The organism is Aeromonas sp. s1(2024) (genome assembly GCF_040908005.1).
Taxonomy (GTDB): domain Bacteria; phylum Pseudomonadota; class Gammaproteobacteria; order Enterobacterales; family Aeromonadaceae; genus Aeromonas; species Aeromonas caviae.
The window spans coordinates 60,579-77,655 of record NZ_JBFOCW010000047.1 but is presented as its reverse complement, the minus strand read 5'-3'; the positions used below and the strand labels follow the sequence as shown (position 1 = coordinate 77,655).

Annotated in this window: 17 protein-coding genes; 7 read left to right on the top strand and 10 right to left on the bottom strand. The window is 61.2% G+C overall.

Annotated features, from left to right (window positions below; genetic code table 11):
• Window positions 1-7: 7 nt before the first annotated feature.
• On the bottom strand, window positions 8-808 hold the full coding sequence (gene nagB / locus AB5Y70_RS11400) for a glucosamine-6-phosphate deaminase (protein ID WP_043155198.1): 801 nt from the start codon (window positions 806-808) through the stop codon (window positions 8-10).
• Window positions 809-1,080: 272 nt separating this feature from the next.
• On the opposite strand from nagB, the gene nagE reads away from it, so the two are divergent.
• From nagE to glnS, 3 genes are all read left to right on the top strand, one after another.
• Window positions 1,081-2,535, top strand: coding sequence for an N-acetylglucosamine-specific PTS transporter subunit IIBC (nagE, locus tag AB5Y70_RS11395; protein ID WP_039039841.1), 1,455 nt, complete (start codon window positions 1,081-1,083; stop codon window positions 2,533-2,535).
• Between the two features lie 122 nt (window positions 2,536-2,657).
• On the top strand, window positions 2,658-5,321 hold the full coding sequence (locus tag AB5Y70_RS11390; RefSeq protein WP_043155196.1) for a beta-N-acetylhexosaminidase: 2,664 nt from the start codon (window positions 2,658-2,660) through the stop codon (window positions 5,319-5,321).
• 338 nt (window positions 5,322-5,659) lie between these two features.
• Window positions 5,660-7,321, top strand: coding sequence for a glutamine--tRNA ligase (gene glnS, locus AB5Y70_RS11385; protein WP_042878130.1), 1,662 nt, complete (start codon window positions 5,660-5,662; stop codon window positions 7,319-7,321).
• A gap of 99 nt (window positions 7,322-7,420) precedes the next feature.
• Here glnS and fur read toward each other — a convergent pair whose 3' ends face one another.
• On the bottom strand, window positions 7,421-7,849 hold the full coding sequence (fur, locus tag AB5Y70_RS11380; RefSeq protein WP_010674102.1) for a ferric iron uptake transcriptional regulator: 429 nt from the start codon (window positions 7,847-7,849) through the stop codon (window positions 7,421-7,423).
• Between the two features lie 231 nt (window positions 7,850-8,080).
• On the opposite strand from fur, the gene AB5Y70_RS11375 reads away from it, so the two are divergent.
• Window positions 8,081-8,554: a DUF4442 domain-containing protein gene (locus AB5Y70_RS11375; protein ID WP_010674103.1), complete on the top strand. Its 474-nt coding sequence runs from the start codon at window positions 8,081-8,083 to the stop codon at window positions 8,552-8,554.
• 68 nt (window positions 8,555-8,622) lie between these two features.
• Here AB5Y70_RS11375 and fldA read toward each other — a convergent pair whose 3' ends face one another.
• The 4 genes from fldA to AB5Y70_RS11355 are packed head-to-tail and all read right to left on the bottom strand — an operon-like array spanning window position 8,623 to window position 10,546.
• Window positions 8,623-9,147, bottom strand: a complete 525-nt coding sequence (gene fldA, locus AB5Y70_RS11370; RefSeq protein WP_010674104.1) for a flavodoxin FldA — start codon at window positions 9,145-9,147, stop codon at window positions 8,623-8,625.
• Window positions 9,148-9,187: 40 nt separating this feature from the next.
• A complete protein-coding gene (gene ybfE / locus AB5Y70_RS11365; protein WP_005325670.1) occupies window positions 9,188-9,484 on the bottom strand; it encodes a LexA regulated protein in 297 nt (98 codons plus the stop codon).
• Window positions 9,485-9,504: 20 nt separating this feature from the next.
• On the bottom strand, window positions 9,505-9,726 hold the full coding sequence (locus tag AB5Y70_RS11360) for a DUF2788 domain-containing protein (RefSeq protein ID WP_042077338.1): 222 nt from the start codon (window positions 9,724-9,726) through the stop codon (window positions 9,505-9,507).
• A gap of 55 nt (window positions 9,727-9,781) precedes the next feature.
• Window positions 9,782-10,546 (bottom strand): alpha/beta fold hydrolase, encoded by a 765-nt coding sequence (locus AB5Y70_RS11355; protein ID WP_041215535.1) that lies wholly within the window; start codon window positions 10,544-10,546, stop codon window positions 9,782-9,784.
• A 290-nt stretch (window positions 10,547-10,836) separates the two neighbouring features.
• On the opposite strand from AB5Y70_RS11355, the gene seqA reads away from it, so the two are divergent.
• Both seqA and pgm read left to right on the top strand, forming a co-directional pair.
• Entirely contained in the window at window positions 10,837-11,346 is a 510-nt protein-coding gene (gene seqA, locus AB5Y70_RS11350; protein ID WP_010674108.1) for a replication initiation negative regulator SeqA, read from the top strand.
• A 53-nt stretch (window positions 11,347-11,399) separates the two neighbouring features.
• Window positions 11,400-13,049 (top strand): phosphoglucomutase (alpha-D-glucose-1,6-bisphosphate-dependent), encoded by a 1,650-nt coding sequence (pgm, locus tag AB5Y70_RS11345; protein WP_010674109.1) that lies wholly within the window; start codon window positions 11,400-11,402, stop codon window positions 13,047-13,049.
• Between the two features lie 73 nt (window positions 13,050-13,122).
• Here the strand turns inward: pgm and AB5Y70_RS11340 are convergent, their stop codons facing one another.
• Window positions 13,123-14,004: a DMT family transporter gene (locus tag AB5Y70_RS11340; RefSeq protein ID WP_043154179.1), complete on the bottom strand. Its 882-nt coding sequence runs from the start codon at window positions 14,002-14,004 to the stop codon at window positions 13,123-13,125.
• Between the two features lie 94 nt (window positions 14,005-14,098).
• On the opposite strand from AB5Y70_RS11340, the gene AB5Y70_RS11335 reads away from it, so the two are divergent.
• Window positions 14,099-14,581 (top strand): MarR family winged helix-turn-helix transcriptional regulator, encoded by a 483-nt coding sequence (locus AB5Y70_RS11335; RefSeq protein WP_042017340.1) that lies wholly within the window; start codon window positions 14,099-14,101, stop codon window positions 14,579-14,581.
• A gap of 45 nt (window positions 14,582-14,626) precedes the next feature.
• On the opposite strand, the gene mltB is transcribed toward AB5Y70_RS11335, so the two are convergent.
• From mltB to AB5Y70_RS11320, 3 genes are all read right to left on the bottom strand, one after another.
• A complete protein-coding gene (gene mltB, locus AB5Y70_RS11330; RefSeq protein WP_043154181.1) occupies window positions 14,627-15,724 on the bottom strand; it encodes a lytic murein transglycosylase B in 1,098 nt (365 codons plus the stop codon).
• Between the two features lie 94 nt (window positions 15,725-15,818).
• Complete coding sequence (locus AB5Y70_RS11325) at window positions 15,819-16,421, bottom strand: CDP-alcohol phosphatidyltransferase family protein (RefSeq protein ID WP_043154183.1); 603 nt, start codon at window positions 16,419-16,421, stop codon at window positions 15,819-15,821.
• On the bottom strand, window positions 16,414-17,076 hold the full coding sequence (locus AB5Y70_RS11320) for an ATP-binding cassette domain-containing protein (RefSeq protein ID WP_043154184.1): 663 nt from the start codon (window positions 17,074-17,076) through the stop codon (window positions 16,414-16,416). The genes AB5Y70_RS11325 and AB5Y70_RS11320 overlap by 8 nt, the downstream gene beginning before the upstream one ends.
• Window position 17,077: the final 1 nt, after the last annotated feature.

Below are 17,077 nucleotides of genomic sequence, written 5' to 3'. Positions count from 1 at the left end.
GAGCTCCTCAGAGGTGCTTGATATTGTCGGCTTCCAGTTGCTGGAAGTAGCGCACCGTCTTGACCTTCAACTCCATGGTGGAAGGTTCGTCGCACACCACAATCCCTTTCGGATGCAGTTGCAGGGTGGAGATGGTCCACATGTGGTTGACGCAGCCCTCCACGGTGGCCTGCAGGGCCTGGGCCTTGGCGTGACCGACCACCAGGATCAGGATCTCTTCGGCGTCCATCAGGGTGCCGACACCCACGGTCAGGGCCAGCTTGGGCACCTGCTCCATGTCGCCGCCAAAGAAGCGGGAGTTGGCGATGCGGGTGTCTTCGGTCAGGGTCTTGACCCGGGTACGGGAAGCCAGGGAAGAGGCCGGTTCGTTGAAGGCGATGTGGCCGTCATTGCCGACGCCGCCCATGAACAGGTGGATCTTGCCGTAGGACTTGATCTTGTCTTCGTAGCGCTGGCACTCGGCCACCAGATCCTCGGCGTTGCCATTGAGGATGTTGATGTTTTCCGGGCGAATGTCCACGTGATTGAAGAAGTTGTTGTGCATGAAGCTGTGGTAGCTCTCCGGGTGTTCCTTGGGCAGCCCCACGTACTCGTCCATGTTGAAGGTGACCACGTTCTGGAAGCTCACCTCGCCGGCTTTATGCAGCTCAATCAGGCGCTTGTAGGTGTTGAGCGGGGTGCCGCCAGTGGGCAGACCCAGCACGAAGGGGCGCTCGGCAGTGGGTTTGAACGCATTGATGCGGTCAACGATGTAACGGGCAGACCAGAGACCCACCTGGCTGGCAGACTTCAACGGGATCAGGCGCATTCTATATACCTCAGTACGGTTGCCGCACAGGGAGTGACGGCAAGGGACCAGACACGGATTCAAGTTGTTTTATAGCGTAAATAAAGATTGCAAACTAAGCCACATCTATCGGCTACCTTTATCTCTGTTGAGTGATAATGATCACGAAAGCTGGTTTATTAATTTGCGCAGCGAAATAAAACACATAGACTGCCAATCAAGCCTTGATGGCTTATGCGTCGAACGTGATAAGCACTTAATTTCTAGAAAAACACCAACTAAGGAGAGGAACCGTGAACATTCTCGGTTATTTGCAAAAGATCGGCCGTGCCCTGATGGTGCCGGTAGCGGTATTGCCTGCCGCCGCGATCCTGATGGGGATTGGCTACTGGATTGACCCGAACGGTTGGGGTGGCGGAAGCCCTCTGGCTGCGTTTCTGATCAAGGCGGGCGCCGCCATCATCGACAGTATGCCCATTCTGTTCGCCGTCGGCGTCGCTTACGGCATGTCCAAGGATAAAGACGGTTCCGCCGCGCTGGCCGGTCTGGTCGGCTTCCTGGTGGTCACCACCCTGCTGAGCCCGGGCGCCGTGGCCCAGATCAAGGGTATCCCGGCCGACCAGGTGCCGGCAGCCTTTGCCAAGATCAGCAACCAGTTCGTCGGCATCCTGTGTGGTGTCATCGCCGCCGAGCTCTACAACCGCTTCAGCAGCGTGGAGCTGCACAAGGCGCTGGCTTTCTTCTCCGGTCGTCGTCTGGTGCCGATCGTGACCTCCGTGGTGATGATCGTCGTCTCCTTCATCCTGATGGCCGTCTGGCCGGTCATCTACGGTGGCCTGGTGAGCTTCGGTGAATCCATCGTCAGCATGGGCTCCACCGGTGCCGGCATCTATGCCTTCTTCAACCGTCTGCTGATCCCGGTTGGTCTGCACCACGCCCTGAACTCCGTGTTCTGGTTCGACGTGGCCGGCATCAACGACATCCCGAACTTCCTGGGTGGCCAATCCTCCATCGACGCCGGCAAGGCTGTCGTGGGCGTGACCGGCATGTATCAGGCCGGCTTCTTCCCCATCATGATGTTCGGTCTGCCGGGTGCCGCACTGGCCATCTACCACAGCGCGAAGAAAGAGAACAAAGAGAAGGTTGCGTCCATCATGATCGCTGCCGCCTTTGCCGCCTTCTTCACCGGGGTGACCGAGCCGCTCGAGTTCTCCTTCATGTTCGTGGCGCCGGTACTGTACGTCATCCACGCCCTGCTGACCGGTATCTCCGTGTTCATCGCAGCCTCCATGCACTGGATCGCCGGTTTCGGCTTCAGCGCCGGTCTGGTGGATATGGTGCTCTCCAGCCGCAACCCGCTGGCGACCCAGTGGTACATGCTGCTGGTACAGGGTCTGGTCTTCTTCGGCCTCTACTACGTGGTCTTCCGCGCCGTGATCGCCAAGTTCAACCTGAAAACCCCGGGTCGTGAAGATGACGAAGCCGTGCCGGTACAGGCTCAAACCACCGACCGCACCGAGCTGGCCAAGCAGTATCTGGAAGTGCTGGGTGGTCAGGAGAACCTGGTGACCATCGATGCCTGCATCACCCGTCTGCGTCTGACCCTGAAAGACCGCAGCATCGTTGACGAGCGCAAGCTCAAAGCCCTGGGCGCGGCCGGTGTGGTCAAGCTCGGTGAGCAGAACCTGCAGGTGATTCTGGGCCCATTGGCCGAGATCATCGCCGGTGAGATGAAAGCCCTGCGTTAATCGAGCGACTCGCTCACCTCAAGTCTAAGTCCATTGTTGACATAACTAAGGGCCCCGCCTCGGGGCCCCATATAAAAAAAGCCAAGAAAATCCAACCTTTACTTCAAATGAGAGCAGCAGTTATGAACTTGAAACATTCTCTGTTAGCCATTGCCATGTCTACCGTTTTCGCCGGTCCCGCACTTGCAGCCGATGCTGCCAGGCAAGCGGTGGTCGACGCCCTCGCCAGCAACCTCGTCGTCAAGTACGAAGTCGTCACCAATGACGGTGCCGGCGCCGGTCTTGACTGCCAGGCCCTGGGCTCCGAGTGGGCAAGCTGCGGCGTTGCCAAGCTGCACCTGACCAATACCGGTGCCGACGTCACCTCCAAGGACTGGAGCATCTATGTCTCCTCCATCCGCCGCATCCAGCGGGTGGACAACGACCAGTTCACCATCACCCACCTGACCGGCGACCTCTATCGTTTGACGCCGACCGAGAAGTTCCAGGGCTTTGCCAAGGACGCCACGGTCGAGGTGCCCCTGGTGGTGGAATACTGGGTATTGTTCGAATCTGACATCATGCCGAACTGGTATGTCGCCAGTGAAGGGGCCGAGCCGAAAGTGCTGGCCAGCATGAGCAACATCGACGATGCCAGCACCTACGAGAAGCCGATGCCGGCCGATGGCTGGAAGCGCACCAAGGATGACAACAACATCCTGATGAACAGCGAGACCCGTTTCGCCGCGAACCAGACCAGTACCCTGCTGCCTGCCGGCAAGATTGACGACCGCATCCTGCCAAGCCCGATGAAGCAGGTGGTCAAGGCCGGCCCGCAAGTCGACTTCTCCACCATCAAGCTCAATGCCCTTGACCTGCCGAGCGATCGCGCCGAGGCCCTGAAGGCGCAACTGACCAAGCTGGGTGTTACCCTCTCCGACACCGGCTACCCGGTCACCATCAAGCTCGGCAGCAAGCTCAAGCAGGCCGAAGGCTACGACATGACCATCGGCCAGAAGGGCACCGTCATTCAGGGGCACGACGTTGACGGCGCCTTCTGGGGCGCCCAGTCTCTGATCTCTCTGCTGGGGGTTGACGACAAGCTGGTGAGTCAGATGAGCGTCGAGGATGCGCCGCGCTTTGAATACCGGGGCATGCAGACCGACGTGGCCCGTCACTTCCGAAGCCCGGAGACCATGAAGAAACTGGTGGATCAGATGTCCGCCATGAAGCTCAACGTGCTGCACCTGGGGCTGACCAACGATGAAGGCTGGCGTCTGGAGATCCCGGGCCTGCCGGAGCTGACCGACGTCGGCAGCCAGCGTTGCCATGACGAGTCCGAAACCAAGTGCCTGATGCCGCAGCTCGGCTCCGGCCCCACCAGCGACAACCAGGGCTCCGGTTTCTACAGCAAGGCGGACTACATCGACCTGGTACGCTATGCCAAGGCGCGCGGTGTGACCGTGATCCCCGAGATCAACATGCCGGCCCACGCCCGTGCCGCCGTGGTCTCCATGGAGGCACGCTACAAGCGTCTGATGAGCGAGGGCAAAGAGGCCGAGGCGAACCAGTTCCGTCTGACTGACCCGGCCGATACCTCCAACGTCACCTCGGTGCAGTTCTACGACAAGATGTCCTTCATCAACCCCTGCCAGCCGGGTGCCGCCACCTTCGTGGCCAAGGTGATGGATGAAGTGGCCCAGATGCACCAGGCCGCCGGCCAGCCGCTGACCGCCTGGCACTACGGTGGTGACGAGGCGAAGAACATCATGCAGGGCGGTGGTTACCAGGATCCGGCCGTCACCAAGAAAGAAGAGCTGGTGGCATGGAAGGGCAACGTCGACTCCAGCAAGCAGGACAAGCCGTTCGGCAAGTCCCCGATGTGCCAGAAGATGATCGACGATGGCAAGATCAAGGACGTGGCCGAGCTGCCGGTCTACTTTGCCAAGGAAGTGAGCGAGATGGTCAAGGGTCACGGCTTCTCCACCCTGCAGGCGTGGGAAGATGGTCTGAAATACGCCAACAGCGCCAAGGACTTCGCCACCGACAACACCCGTGTCAACTTCTGGGAAACCCTCTACTGGGGTGGCTTCAACGAAGCGATGAAGTGGGCGCACAAGGGTTATGACGTGGTGCTCTCCAATCCGGATTACCTCTACTTCGACTTCCCGAACGAGGTACACCCGGCCGAGCGTGGCTACTACTGGGCAACCCGCTTCAACGACACCCGCAAGGTGTTCGCCTTCGCCCCGGAAAACCTGCCGCAGAACGCCGAGACCTCGGTTGACCGCGACGGCAACGCCTTCGTGGCCAAGGGTGACCAGGATCCGGTCAAGTTCAAGGGGATCTCCGGTCAGCAATGGAGTGAAACCGTGCGCACCGATGCCCAGTACGAGTACATGGTCTACCCGCGCATCTTCTCCGTGGCCGAGCGCGCTTGGCACAAGGGCGGCTTCGAGCTCGATTACGTGAAGGGTCGCGAGTTCTCCGGCACTACCAAGCATGTCAACAAGGCCACCCTGAACAAGGAGTGGAACCAGTTTGCCAACGTGCTGGGTCAGCGAGTGCTGCCCAAACTGGACCAGGCCGGGGTGGAATATCGCCTCTCCGTACCGGGTGCCAAGGTGGTGAACGGTGTGCTGGAAGCGAATGTGGATCTGCCGGGTCTGCCCATCCAGTACAGCCTGGATGGCAAGAGCTGGAGCGCCTACGACGCTGCCGCCAAGCCGACCGTGGATGGCAAGGTCTGGCTGCGTACCACCAGCTTCGATGGCAAGCGTACCAGCCGCGTCACCGAGCTGAACTGATAGCTCTCAATCCATAACGCAAGGTGGGTCGCAAGACCCGCCTTTCCCAAGGTCGATGGCCATCGGGTTTGGGAAAGGTTGACTCTGCGTGTGAACCTTTGTTGTGTGTGTTTTGTCTGTTTTTCATCACTTGAGACCCCGCCCCGTGCGGGGCTTTTTTTGACCAGGATCTCTGCAATTTCTCCCGTTTCGCCGTTTTTGGTGCGCCAATGACCCGAATTGGCCAAATTCAGGTTGAGGCAGGGCGCGTAATGAGGGATCATACCCGGCTTGACGGCGGGGGTATGAGGGTGCCAGCCGGCACAACGTCCGCCAGTGACGCATTTTTGAGGTGAGCCATGAGTCAGGCGAACAGCCCAACTAACTTTATTCGTCAGATCATTGATGAAGATCTGGCCAGCGGTAAGCACAGCAGCGTGCATACCCGTTTCCCGCCGGAGCCGAACGGTTATCTCCATATCGGCCACGCCAAATCCATCTGCCTGAACTTCGGCATCGCCCGCGACTATCAGGGTCAGTGCAACCTGCGTTTCGATGACACCAACCCGGCGAAGGAAGACATCGAGTTCGTGGAGTCCATCAAGCAGGACGTCCAGTGGCTGGGCTTCCAGTGGAGCGGCGAGATCTGCTACTCCTCCGACTATTTCCACAAGCTGCACGGCTACGCCATCGAACTCATCGAGAAGGGACTGGCCTATGTGGACGAGCTCTCCCCGGAGCAGATGCGCGAATACCGCGGCACCCTGACCGCCCCTGGCAAGAACAGCCCGTTCCGCGATCGCAGCGTGGAAGAAAACCTGGCCCTGTTCGCCAAGATGAAGAACGGCGAGATGGCCGAAGGGAGCGCCTGCCTGCGCGCCAAGATCGACATGGCATCCCCCTTCATGGTGATGCGCGATCCCGTCATCTATCGCATCAAGTTTGCCCACCACCACCAGACCGGTGACGAGTGGTGCATCTACCCGATGTATGACTTCACCCACTGCATCTCGGATGCCCTGGAGGGGATCACCCACTCCCTGTGTACCCTGGAGTTCCAGGACAACCGTCGCCTGTATGACTGGGTGCTGGACAACATCAGCATCGACTGTCACCCCCGTCAGTACGAGTTCTCCCGTCTGAACCTCGAATACACCGTCATGTCCAAGCGCAAGCTGAACCTGCTGGTGACCGAGGGGCACGTGAACGGCTGGGATGATCCGCGCATGCTGACCGTCTCCGGTCTGCGCCGCCGTGGTTACACCCCGGCCTCCATCCGCGAGTTCTGCAAGCGCATCGGTGTGACCAAGCAGGATAACATCGTCGAGATGAGCATGCTGGAAGCCTGCATCCGCGACGATCTCAACGAGAACGCCCCGCGCGCCATGGCCGTGCTGCACCCGGTGAAGGTGGTGATCGAGAACCTGGCGGCCGACGAGGTGCTGACAGCCCCTGCGCACCCGAACAAGCCGGAGATGGGGACCCGTGAGCTGCATTTCTCCCGCGAAATCTTCATCGACGAGGCGGACTTCAAAGAGGAAGCCAACAAGCAGTTCAAGCGGCTGGTGCTGGGCAAGGAAGTGCGCCTGCGCAACGCCTACGTCATCAAGGCCGAACGGGTCGAGAAGGATGCGGACGGCAAGGTCACCTGCATCTACTGCTCTTACGACCCCGAGACCCTGGGCAAGGATCCGGCGGACGGCCGCAAGGTGAAAGGGGTGATCCACTGGGTCAGCGCCACTCACTCCCTGCCGGCCGAAGTGCGTCTCTACGACCGTCTGTTCAAGGTGCCGAACCCGGGCGCCGAGGATGACTTCGAAGCGGCTCTGAATCCGGAATCCCTGGTGATCATCGAAGGGGCCCGGGTGGAAGCTTCCCTGAAGGATGCCAAGCCGGAGTTTGCCTACCAGTTCGAGCGTGAAGGTTACTTCTGCGCCGACAACAAGCTCTCCAGCGCCGAGCGCCTGGTGTTCAACCGCACCGTGGCCCTGCGTGACGTCTGGGGCAAGGCCGAGGTCTGATAGAATAGGGCAGGGGAGACCCTGCCGCTTCTGATCCGGATTGCGGACACAAAAAAGCCAGCATCATGCTGGCTTTTTTATTGCGCCGACCCGGCCGAATCAATCGTCGTGCTTGCAGTCACCGTTGGCGCAGTGGCCATACAGGTAGAGGCTGTGGTTGGTCAGACGGATGTTGTGCGCCTTGGCGATGTCGCGCTGGCGCTGTTCGATCACCTCGTCGGAGAACTCGATCACCTTGCCGCAGTCGAGGCAGACCAGGTGGTCGTGGTGCTCCTGGGTGGCCAGCTCAAACACCGACTTGCCCCCTTCGAAATGGTGACGGGTGACGATACCGGCATCATCAAACTGGTTGAGAACGCGATAAACGGTAGCGAGACCAATCTCCTCGCCCTGATCGATCAGCCGTTTGTACAGATCTTCCGCACTGGTGTGCTGGCAGTCCGGCTGTTGCAGGATTTCCAGGATCTTGACACGGGGCAAGGTGATCTTGAGCCCGGCCTTTTTTAACGCTTGGTTGTTGTCTGCCATTTCTATTTATTCGCATTCTCGAAGGTGTGGTTATTCTGATTGACTGCCGCTGTAATGGCAACCACGAACTCGCTTGGCCTGTCATTATAGGTCGTAGCCAAGTTAAAAATAAACCCAGCAATTCAAGGGCTTTAGCTCATCAAGCCCGTCATGGGAATATTCAGGCCCGCTTGCTCGACCAGAGAATGTTGATACTATGTGACTTCTTTATAGTCTGGTCGGATGAGATCCATGGATTGGCTTTTCGGCAATGCCGCCTGGGTGCGCTGCGCCCTCAACGCCTGGCCCCCCTTTTGGGGTGCAGGCATCAAGATAGAAACCCTGAGCCCCGATTTTCGCTTCTGCCGGGTCACTCTCAAGTCCCGCTGGTGGAACAAGAATGCCAACCGGACCCAGTTCGGTGGCAGCATGTTCGCCATGACGGATCCCATCTACCCGTTGATGCTGATGGGCTATTTCAAGAACCGCTACTACGTGTGGGACAAGGCGGGCAGCATCAATTTCATCAAGCCGGGCAAGGGCAAACTGGTGGCGGAGTTCACCCTGAGCGACGCCAAGCTGGCATCGATCGTGGCGGCGACCGAGGGGGGGGAGAAGCACTTTCCCGAGTTCGAGGTGCAGGTGCAGGATGGCCAGGGCGAGCTGGTGGCCCAGGTGAAGCGCACCCTCTATGTCAGATCCAAGCCCCAGCACAGGGGTGGCTGAAAGCCTGCTGCAGATGCAACAAGGGCCCCGTCGGGGCCCTTGTTGCATGAAGAGGGAGGGAGATCAGATCACTCCAGCTCGCCCAGGCACATCTCTTCGTGCAGCTGTTTGCACCAGCCCTTGACGCGCTCGGCAGTCAGCTCCGGCTGGCGATCTTCGTCGATGCCCAGGCCCACGAAGTGCTTGTCATCCACCAGTGCCTTGGAGGCTTCGAACTCGTAGCTCGCGGTCGGCCAGTGGCCGATGATGATGGCGCCCTTGGCTTCGACGATGTCACGCAGGGTGCCCATGGCGTCGAGGAAGTACTCGGCATAGTCTTCCTGATCGCCGCATCCGAAGATGGCCACCAGCTTGTTGTTGAAGTCGATCTCTTCGAGCTCGGGGAAGAAGTCGTCCCAATCGGCCTGGGCTTCGCCGTAGTACCAAGTCGGGATGCCGAACATCAGCAGATCGAAGCTGTCGATGTCGGCCTTGCTGCTCTTGGCAATGTCACGGACTTCAATCAGTTGTTTGCCCAGTTCTTTCTGGATCATCTTGGCGACAGCTTCGGTATTACCGGTATCGCTGCCGAAAAACAGACCTACACTAGCCATAGTGTTTCGTTACCCGTATCTGGTGTTGATGCTTGACGGTTCAGATTGCGATGCCTGCTGCATGAGCAGACTCGATCTGTTGCTTCAGGATAGATTGGATCAGCTCGGCTCGGCTGACGTTCTGTTGCAGCGCAAGTTGGTTCAGGCGCTCCAGCAACTCGGCTTCCACCTTTAACTCGACCCGTTTCAGCCCGTTCTCACGATCGCGCTTGAGCTGGTTGCGCTTGTTGATCTTGAGCTGGGTCTCGCGGGGGAGTGGATTGGTCTTTGGCCTGCCGGGGCGCTTCTCAGTTGCGAACAGATCCAGTGTTGTTCGATCAGTTTGCTGTTTGGCCATACATCACAGATGAAAAGTAGTTAGCCGATCCCTGAGCCTTCCCAGCCCATTTCGATCAGCCCCTTGGCGACAAAACCCGCGCAACCCAGAAACAGCACCAGCCAGACGACGAAGCGGCCGAAGCGGGGCACATTGCCCCGTTTGAGCACGTCCTGAATGGCCAGACCAATCAGCAGGAAGATGGCCACGAAGAACAGTTTCAGGCCCAGACTCTCGATGAGATCGATGTGTTCACTCAGCATGGATTGCGCGCACTCCTTAAGACGGGCGCACTATATCACAAAGGATTTGAAACTGTTAACCGCCTGTCGACAGGAAATCCACAACCAGTTTGTTGAACAAAACCGGCTTTTCCGCGTGCAGCCAGTGACCCGTGCCGGCGATGACGCGGGCCTTGGCGGCCGGGAACTGGGCCATCGCGGCCCCGGTGTATTCGGGCAACATATAGTCGGAGTCGCCCCCCTTGATGAAGAGTGTCGCGCCTTCGAAGCGGCGTTCATCGTCAGGCCAGCCCATGATGTTGGCGTAGTTGCGCTCAAGGGCCGGCACGTTGAAACGCCACCCCCATCCAGACTCCCCTTTGGCGAAGGATTTGAGCAGGAACTGGCGCACCCCGGCGATCTCGATGTGCTCGGCCAGCATGGCTTCCGCCTCGCTGCGGCTCTGGGGGGGCGTGGCCAGCGTGGCATTGAGCCCGGCAAACACGTTCTTGTGGCGGGCGTGGGGATAGGCCACCGGGGCGATGTCCGCCACTACCAGCTTGCTGACCCTGTGAGGGGCCTGCTTGGCGACCTGCATGGCGACCTTGCCCCCCATGGAGTGGCCCACCAGGGCCACCTGCTCAAGTCCAAGATGGTCCAGCAGGGCCAGGATGTCCGCCGCCTGGGCCGGGTAGCTCATCTCGTCCGAGTGAAAGGAGGCGCCGTGATTGCGCAGATCGACGCTGATGACCCGGTATTGTTCGCTGAGGGGGCGCGCCAGCAGGCCGAGGTTGTCCAGGCTGCCAAAGAGGCCATGGATCAGCACGACAGTCGGGCCTTCGCCCTGATCCTTGAAGTTCAATCGTGGATATTGTTGCAAAATGACACCTTATCGGTCGTGGGCTCTATCGCCATACTTTTTAACACACTGAAAGAAAAGGATTTCATTCCTGGCGGGGGATTTTTCTGTGGTTTTTTTTCAAAAATATCTCCCCGGGATCGGCTATCAGTGCGGGGGATCACACACTTGGCCCGTCATTATGCCGTATTCTCAAGGAGATTCATGCACATCTGTCCGCCCCTTGCTTGGGCTGCCGGGTCTGCCTATGTATAATCGCCGCATCCGAATTTCGACGAGTCCAGCGCATCCCTATGAAAACCATCGAGCTTGATGACGATCTCTACTTCTTTATCGCGAGCCAGACCCGGCACATCGGCGAGAGTGCGTCCGATATCCTGCGTCGCCTGCTGGAGCAACCCGCCCAGGCTGGCACGGCAACCGTGGCGGCCGCGCCTGCGATGCAACCGCAACCCGTGGCCGATGCCATGGGGCTGGAGGCACTGCTGGATTCCGGCGAGCTTCAGAAAGAAGAGAAGTCCATCAACCGCTTCATGCTGGTATTGAGCACCCTCTATCGGGACAACCCGGAAGGTTTCACCCAGGCGACCGAGATAAAAGGGCGCAAGCGCGTCTATTTCTCCCGTGACCCGGAAGCGCTGCGTGCCAGTGGCAGCACCACCAAGCCCAAGCCGGTACCGGAGACCCCGTTCTGGGTGATCACCAATACCAATACCAGCCGCAAGCAGAACATGGTGGCCCAGCTCATGAACAGCATGGGTTATGACGAGGATCTGACGGCTCGGGTGTGCGGCGCCGTTTAACCCATCAATGACTTCAGGCCTTGCCGGGCAAGGCTCAGCTCAAGGAAAACGCCATGGCACAGCATTCCCACGCCGGTCAGCCGGCTCGTCTTTGCGATCTGACCAACATTCCCCGTCTGGTCAGCGCCTACTACCTCAACAAGCCGGACATGAGCCGCCCTGAGCAGCGGGTCGCCTTCGGCACCTCCGGTCACCGCGGCAGCGCCCTGCACAGCGCCTTCACCGAATCCCACATTCTGGCGGTGACCCAGGCGCTGGTGGAGTACCGCCAGCAGGCCGGTATCACGGGGCCGCTGTTCGTTGGCATGGATACCCATGCCCTGTCTGAATCCGCCTTTGCCAGCGCGGTGGAAGTGCTGGCGGCCAACGGTGTCGAGACCCGCATTCAGGCCGGCCTCGGCTTCACGCCGACCCCGGTCATCTCCCATGCCATCCTGCGCCACAACGCAGGCAAACCCGTGGCCCAGGCGGACGGCGTGGTGATCACCCCGTCCCACAACCCGCCGGAAGATGGTGGCTTCAAATACAACCCGCCCCACGGCGGTCCTGCCGAAGGCGAGATCACCAAGTGGGTGGAAGACCGCGCCAACGCGATCCTGGAAGCGGGCCTGGCCGGTGTGAAGCGGATGCCGTTTGCCGAGGCTCTCAAGAGCCCGTTCGTGGTGGAACACGACTATGTCACCCCTTATGTGGATGATCTCGAGAACGTGCTGGATCTGGCCGCCATCAAGCAGGCTGGCATCAAGATAGGCGTGGATCCGCTGGGTGGCTCCGGCGTCGCCTACTGGGACGTCATCGCCAGGCGCTACGGTCTGGACATCGAGGTGGTGAACTACAAGGTCGACCCGACCTTCTCCTTCATGACCCTGGACAAAGACGGCAAGATCCGGATGGACTGTTCCAGCCCGTTCGCCATGGCGAGCCTGATTGCCCTGAAAGACAAGTTCGACATCGCCCTTGGCAATGACCCTGACTACGACCGTCACGGCATCGTCACCAAGGCGGGCCTGATGAATCCGAACCACTATCTGGCGGTGGCCATCCAGTATCTGTTCACCCACAGAACCGGCTGGCCCAAGGGGGCGGCCGTCGGCAAGACGCTGGTCTCCTCTTCCATGATCGACCGGGTGGCCGGCGAGATCGGTCGCACCCTCAAAGAGGTGCCGGTCGGCTTCAAGTGGTTCGTGGACGGTCTCTACAGCGGCGAGTTCGGCTTTGGCGGCGAGGAGAGCGCGGGTGCCTCCTTCCTGCGCAAGGACGGTACCGTCTGGACCACCGACAAGGATGGCTTCATTCTGGCGCTGCTGGCGGCCGAGATCCTGGCGGTGACCGGCAAGGATCCCCAGGCCCACTACGATGCGCTCGAAGCCAGATTCGGCCGCTCCAGCTACCGCCGCATTGATGCCCCGGCCAACAGCGCCCAGAAGGCGGTGCTCTCCAAGCTGGATCCGGCCCTGGTGGAAGCCTCCACCCTGGCTGGCGAGCCCATCCTCGCCAAGCTGACCAAGGCGCCTGGCAACGATGCCGCCATCGGCGGCCTGAAAGTGGTGACCGAGAACGGCTGGTTCGCGGCGCGCCCCTCCGGCACCGAGTCCATCTACAAGATCTACATGGAGAGCTTCAAGGGGGAGGCGCACCTGGACCTCATCCAGCAGGAAGCCCAGCAGATCGTCTCCGCCGCCCTGGCCAAGGCAGGCGTTTGACCCTAACGGCAACAACCCATGTGAAAGAGGAGCCCTGGTGGCTCCTCTTTTTTTGTGTCGGGTTGACTGCGGATCAGCCGTTGTCGACGCTGCCGATGGCGGCCTTGCGGTTCTGCCAGCGCTTGAGGAAGGAGCGGGCCGGCAGCTTCATCAGGAAGAGAGAGAGCAGGATGATGCCGATGCCGAGCCACTGACGGCCATCCAGGGTTTCTCCCACCATCAGCACACCGCAGGAGACCGCCACCATGGGATTGGTGAGGGCCAGCATCCCCATCACCTCCGGGCCATGGCGTTTGAGTCCCCAGAGCCAGGCCCAGTAGGCCAGGGCCGTGTTGAGGATCACCAGCCAGATAAGCCCGGGAGTGGCGTCAGCCTTGGGCAGGGGCATGGGGCCGGCCAGCCACCAGGCCAGCGGGATCAGCATCAGGCCGCCCAGCAGCAGCTGCCAGGCGGTCAGAGCCAGCAGATCGTCCACCGGCCAGCGTTGCATCCAGCGGCTCGACTGGCCGATGAGCAGGGTGGCGAGCAGGGCGCACGCCACGCCGACGGGATCCAGATTGGCAGAGGGATTGAGCAACAAGAGCACCCCGACGAGCCCCATCACCCCCAGCAACAGCCACTTGAGCGTCGGTCTGACACCGTCTTGCAGCCAGGCCAGCCCCATCAGGATGAGGGGCAGCGTCGCTCCCAACGTACCCGCCACGGCGCCGGGCAGGCGAAACGCCGCCACGAACAGCAGGGCGAAGAAGGCGGTGATGTTGCAAAACGCCAGCAGGAACTGCCTGCTCCAGACGAGAGGCGGTCTGCGGGGATGGAGCAACAGCAGCAGCACCCCGGCGGGGAGGGCGCGCCACACGGCCACCCAGTAGGGGGAGTAGTCGGTCAGGTAGAGACTGACGACGGCATAGGTGCTGCCCCAGAGCAGGGGGGCGAGCAGGGCGATCAGCAGCGGCATGGTTATCTCGTAACAAAGTATCTTTAAGTAAAGATACATTAGCCGCGAGTTGGTTTATTATCAAGTATCTTCATGTAAAGATAATGGAGCCCGAATGGAGAGTGATCATGTAGATCAGCTGCTGGCCCAGTGGGCCCGGCAGCGCCCGGACCTCGACTGCACCCCCATGGGGGTGCTGGGGAGGGTGGCGCGCATGGCGGCGATCGCCGGGCGCGAAGTGAGCGAGACCCTCAAGGAGTGCGGTCTGCTGGGGTCTGACTTCGATATCCTGGCGACCCTGCGTCGGGCCGGTGAGCCGCTGACCCCGACCGCGCTCTACCAGTCCGCCATGCTGAGTTCAGGGGCCATGACGGCCCGGCTCGACAAGCTGGAGCAGCGTGGCCTGATAAGACGTGAAGCCTCCCCCGATGACAGACGCAGCCTGCTGGTCTGCCTGACGGAGCCGGGGCGGGAGCTGGTTGACCATGCGGTGGAACAGCACGTGGCGAACGAGCGCCGCCTGCTGGCCCCATTGAGCCTGGCCGAACAGGAGCAGCTGGCCGCCCTGCTCAAACGCTGGCTGCTGGAAAACGAATAAAAAAAACGGGCCTGCGGGCCCGTTTTCGTTGGTATTGAGGCTGACTCAGTAGCTGCCTCTGGCATCCCTGACGGCAAGGCCAAGCTGCCATACCGCCATGGCGTAGTGGGTGCTGTGGTTGTAGCGGGTGATGGCGTAGAAGTTCGGCAAGCCGTACCAGTACTGGTAACCGGTGCCGACATCCAGACGCAGCAGGCTCGCCTCCTTGTGATTGCCCAGATTGCCGGTGGGAGCCAGCCCGGCTCCGCGCAGGGTGGCCACCGGGTAGCGGGTCTGGAAGCCGTGCTCATAGCCCGGCAGCTGTCCCTGGCCGCGTACTGCCACCGGCTGCCCTTTCTCCCAGCCGTGGGCCTTGAAGTAGTTGGCCACGCTGCCGATGGCATCCACCGGATCCCACAGGTTGGTGTGGCCGTTGCCGTTGAAGTCCACCGCGTAGTTGCGAAAACTCGACGGCATGAACTGGCCGTAGCCCATGGCCCCGGCATAGGAGCCCTTGGGTTCGGTGGGATCCATCCCCTCATCCCGGGTCATCACCAGGAAGGCTTCCAGCTCGCCGGTGAAGAAGTCGGCGCGGCGCGGGTAGTCAAATGCCAGGGTCGCCAGGGCGTCGAGAATGCGGGTCTTGCCCATCACCCGACCCCAGCGGGTTTCCACCCCGATGATGCCGACGATGATCTCGGGTGGCACCCCGTAGATCTGCTGCGCCCGGTTGAGTTCACTCTCGTATTCACGCCAGAAGTTGACGCCGTTCTGCACGTTGTCCGGGGTGATGAACTTGGCGCGGTAGCGGTTCCAGGCGCCGGTCGGGCCGGTGGGCGGTCTGGTGGTGGGGGCCTGGGCGTCCATCAGCTTGATGATCCAGTCATAACGCTCGGCCTGGGCCAGTACCCGGTGCAGCTCGGCGCTGTCGAAACCGTGCTTTTGCACCATCCGCTGCACGAAGTTGTCCACGTTGGAACGATTGGCGAAGTCCCCCTTGCTGACCCCGGGCTGGCTCACCTGTCCGTAGAAGGGTTTGCTCGGCGGCGTCTGGTTGATGAAGGCGCTGTTGGGTTGGGGTTTGACCACGGGCTTGGGCGCCGGCGTGCTGCTGCAGCCGTAGATCAGGGGAAACAGGGAGAGGACACAGACAAGGCGACGCATAGGGTTCTCGTGAGCCTGAAAAAGAGTGCCGTCATGGTAAAACATTGGCGTGCAGGCGCAAGTGCTCCGTGCCGGCGCGCCCCCCGGGATCCCGTCAGCGCAGGGTGTGGTAGCCGCTCCAGATCCGGGTCAGGGTCGTGATGGCACAGAGCAGGGCGAAACCGTAGGCCAGTGGCACGAAGGCGGCAGGCCAGAGGCACATGAGCACGAAGAGGGCGATGGTTTCGCTCCCCTCGGTAAGCCCGCCCAGATAGTAGAGGGATTTGTGGTGGTAGACGGGGCTCTCGATGCCCCGCTTGCCCGCCATGATGGCAAAGGCCAGAAAGCTCGATCCCGTGCCCATGAAGGCGAACAGCAGGGTGGCGGCGGCCAGGGCGTTGGCCGGGTCGGCGAGGGCAAAGCCCAGTACCACGGCGGCGTAGAAGATGAAATCCAGCGTGATGTCGAGAAACCCGCCGCAGTCGGTGATGCCCGTTTCCCGCGCCACGGCGCCATCCAGCCCGTCCAGCAGCCGGTTGAGCAGAATCGCCGCCAACGCCCACTGATAGCAGCCAAAGGCCAGCAGCGGCAGCGCCAGCATCCCGATGAGAAAGCCGGCGAGGCTCACCTGGTTGGCACTCACCCCGGCCCGGCACAGGGGGCGGGCGAGCGCGGCGAGGGGGCGGCGGATAACCGGAATCAGGTGGCGATCAAACAAGGTGGTGCTCCTCTTCTGGGATGACTGGGGGGATCAACTGCAAGATGGTGCCCGGCGCATCCTCTTCGTCGTGGGTCACCAGCAGCGCGGGGATGGCCTGCGTGCGCAGGCGCTCGAACACCAGGGTTCTGAATGCCGCCCGCAGCGGCTTGTCGAGGCGGGAGAAGGGCTCGTCCAGCAGCAATGCCCTGGGCTCGGCCAGCAGGGCACGCAGCAGGCTGACGCGGGCTTTCTGGCCGCCTGAGAGCGCCCTGGGCAGCTTGTCCGCCTGAGCCTCCAGCCCGACCTCGGTCAGCGCCTCGCGGGCCCGGGTCTGCCTTGCCGCCATCCCCTTGAGATGCGCCGGCATGCCGAACATCAGATTTTCGGCCACCGTCAGGTGGGCAAACAGCAGGTCATCCTGAAACAGGATGCCGATGCCCCTCTCCTGGGGGGGGAGCAGGGTGAGGCGATGTGCGCCGAGCAGGATGTCCCCGGTCAGCCGGATGGGCCCCCCGGGTGGCAGCACTCCCGCCAGGGCCGCCAGCAGGGAGCTCTTGCCACAGCCGCTCGGTCCCATCAGGGTGAGCACCTCGCCCGGGGCCACCCTGAGGGGAGGGAGCGTCAGCAGGGGGGCGCCGTCGAGGAAGAGGGTGAGTGCGGAGGTATGCAGCATC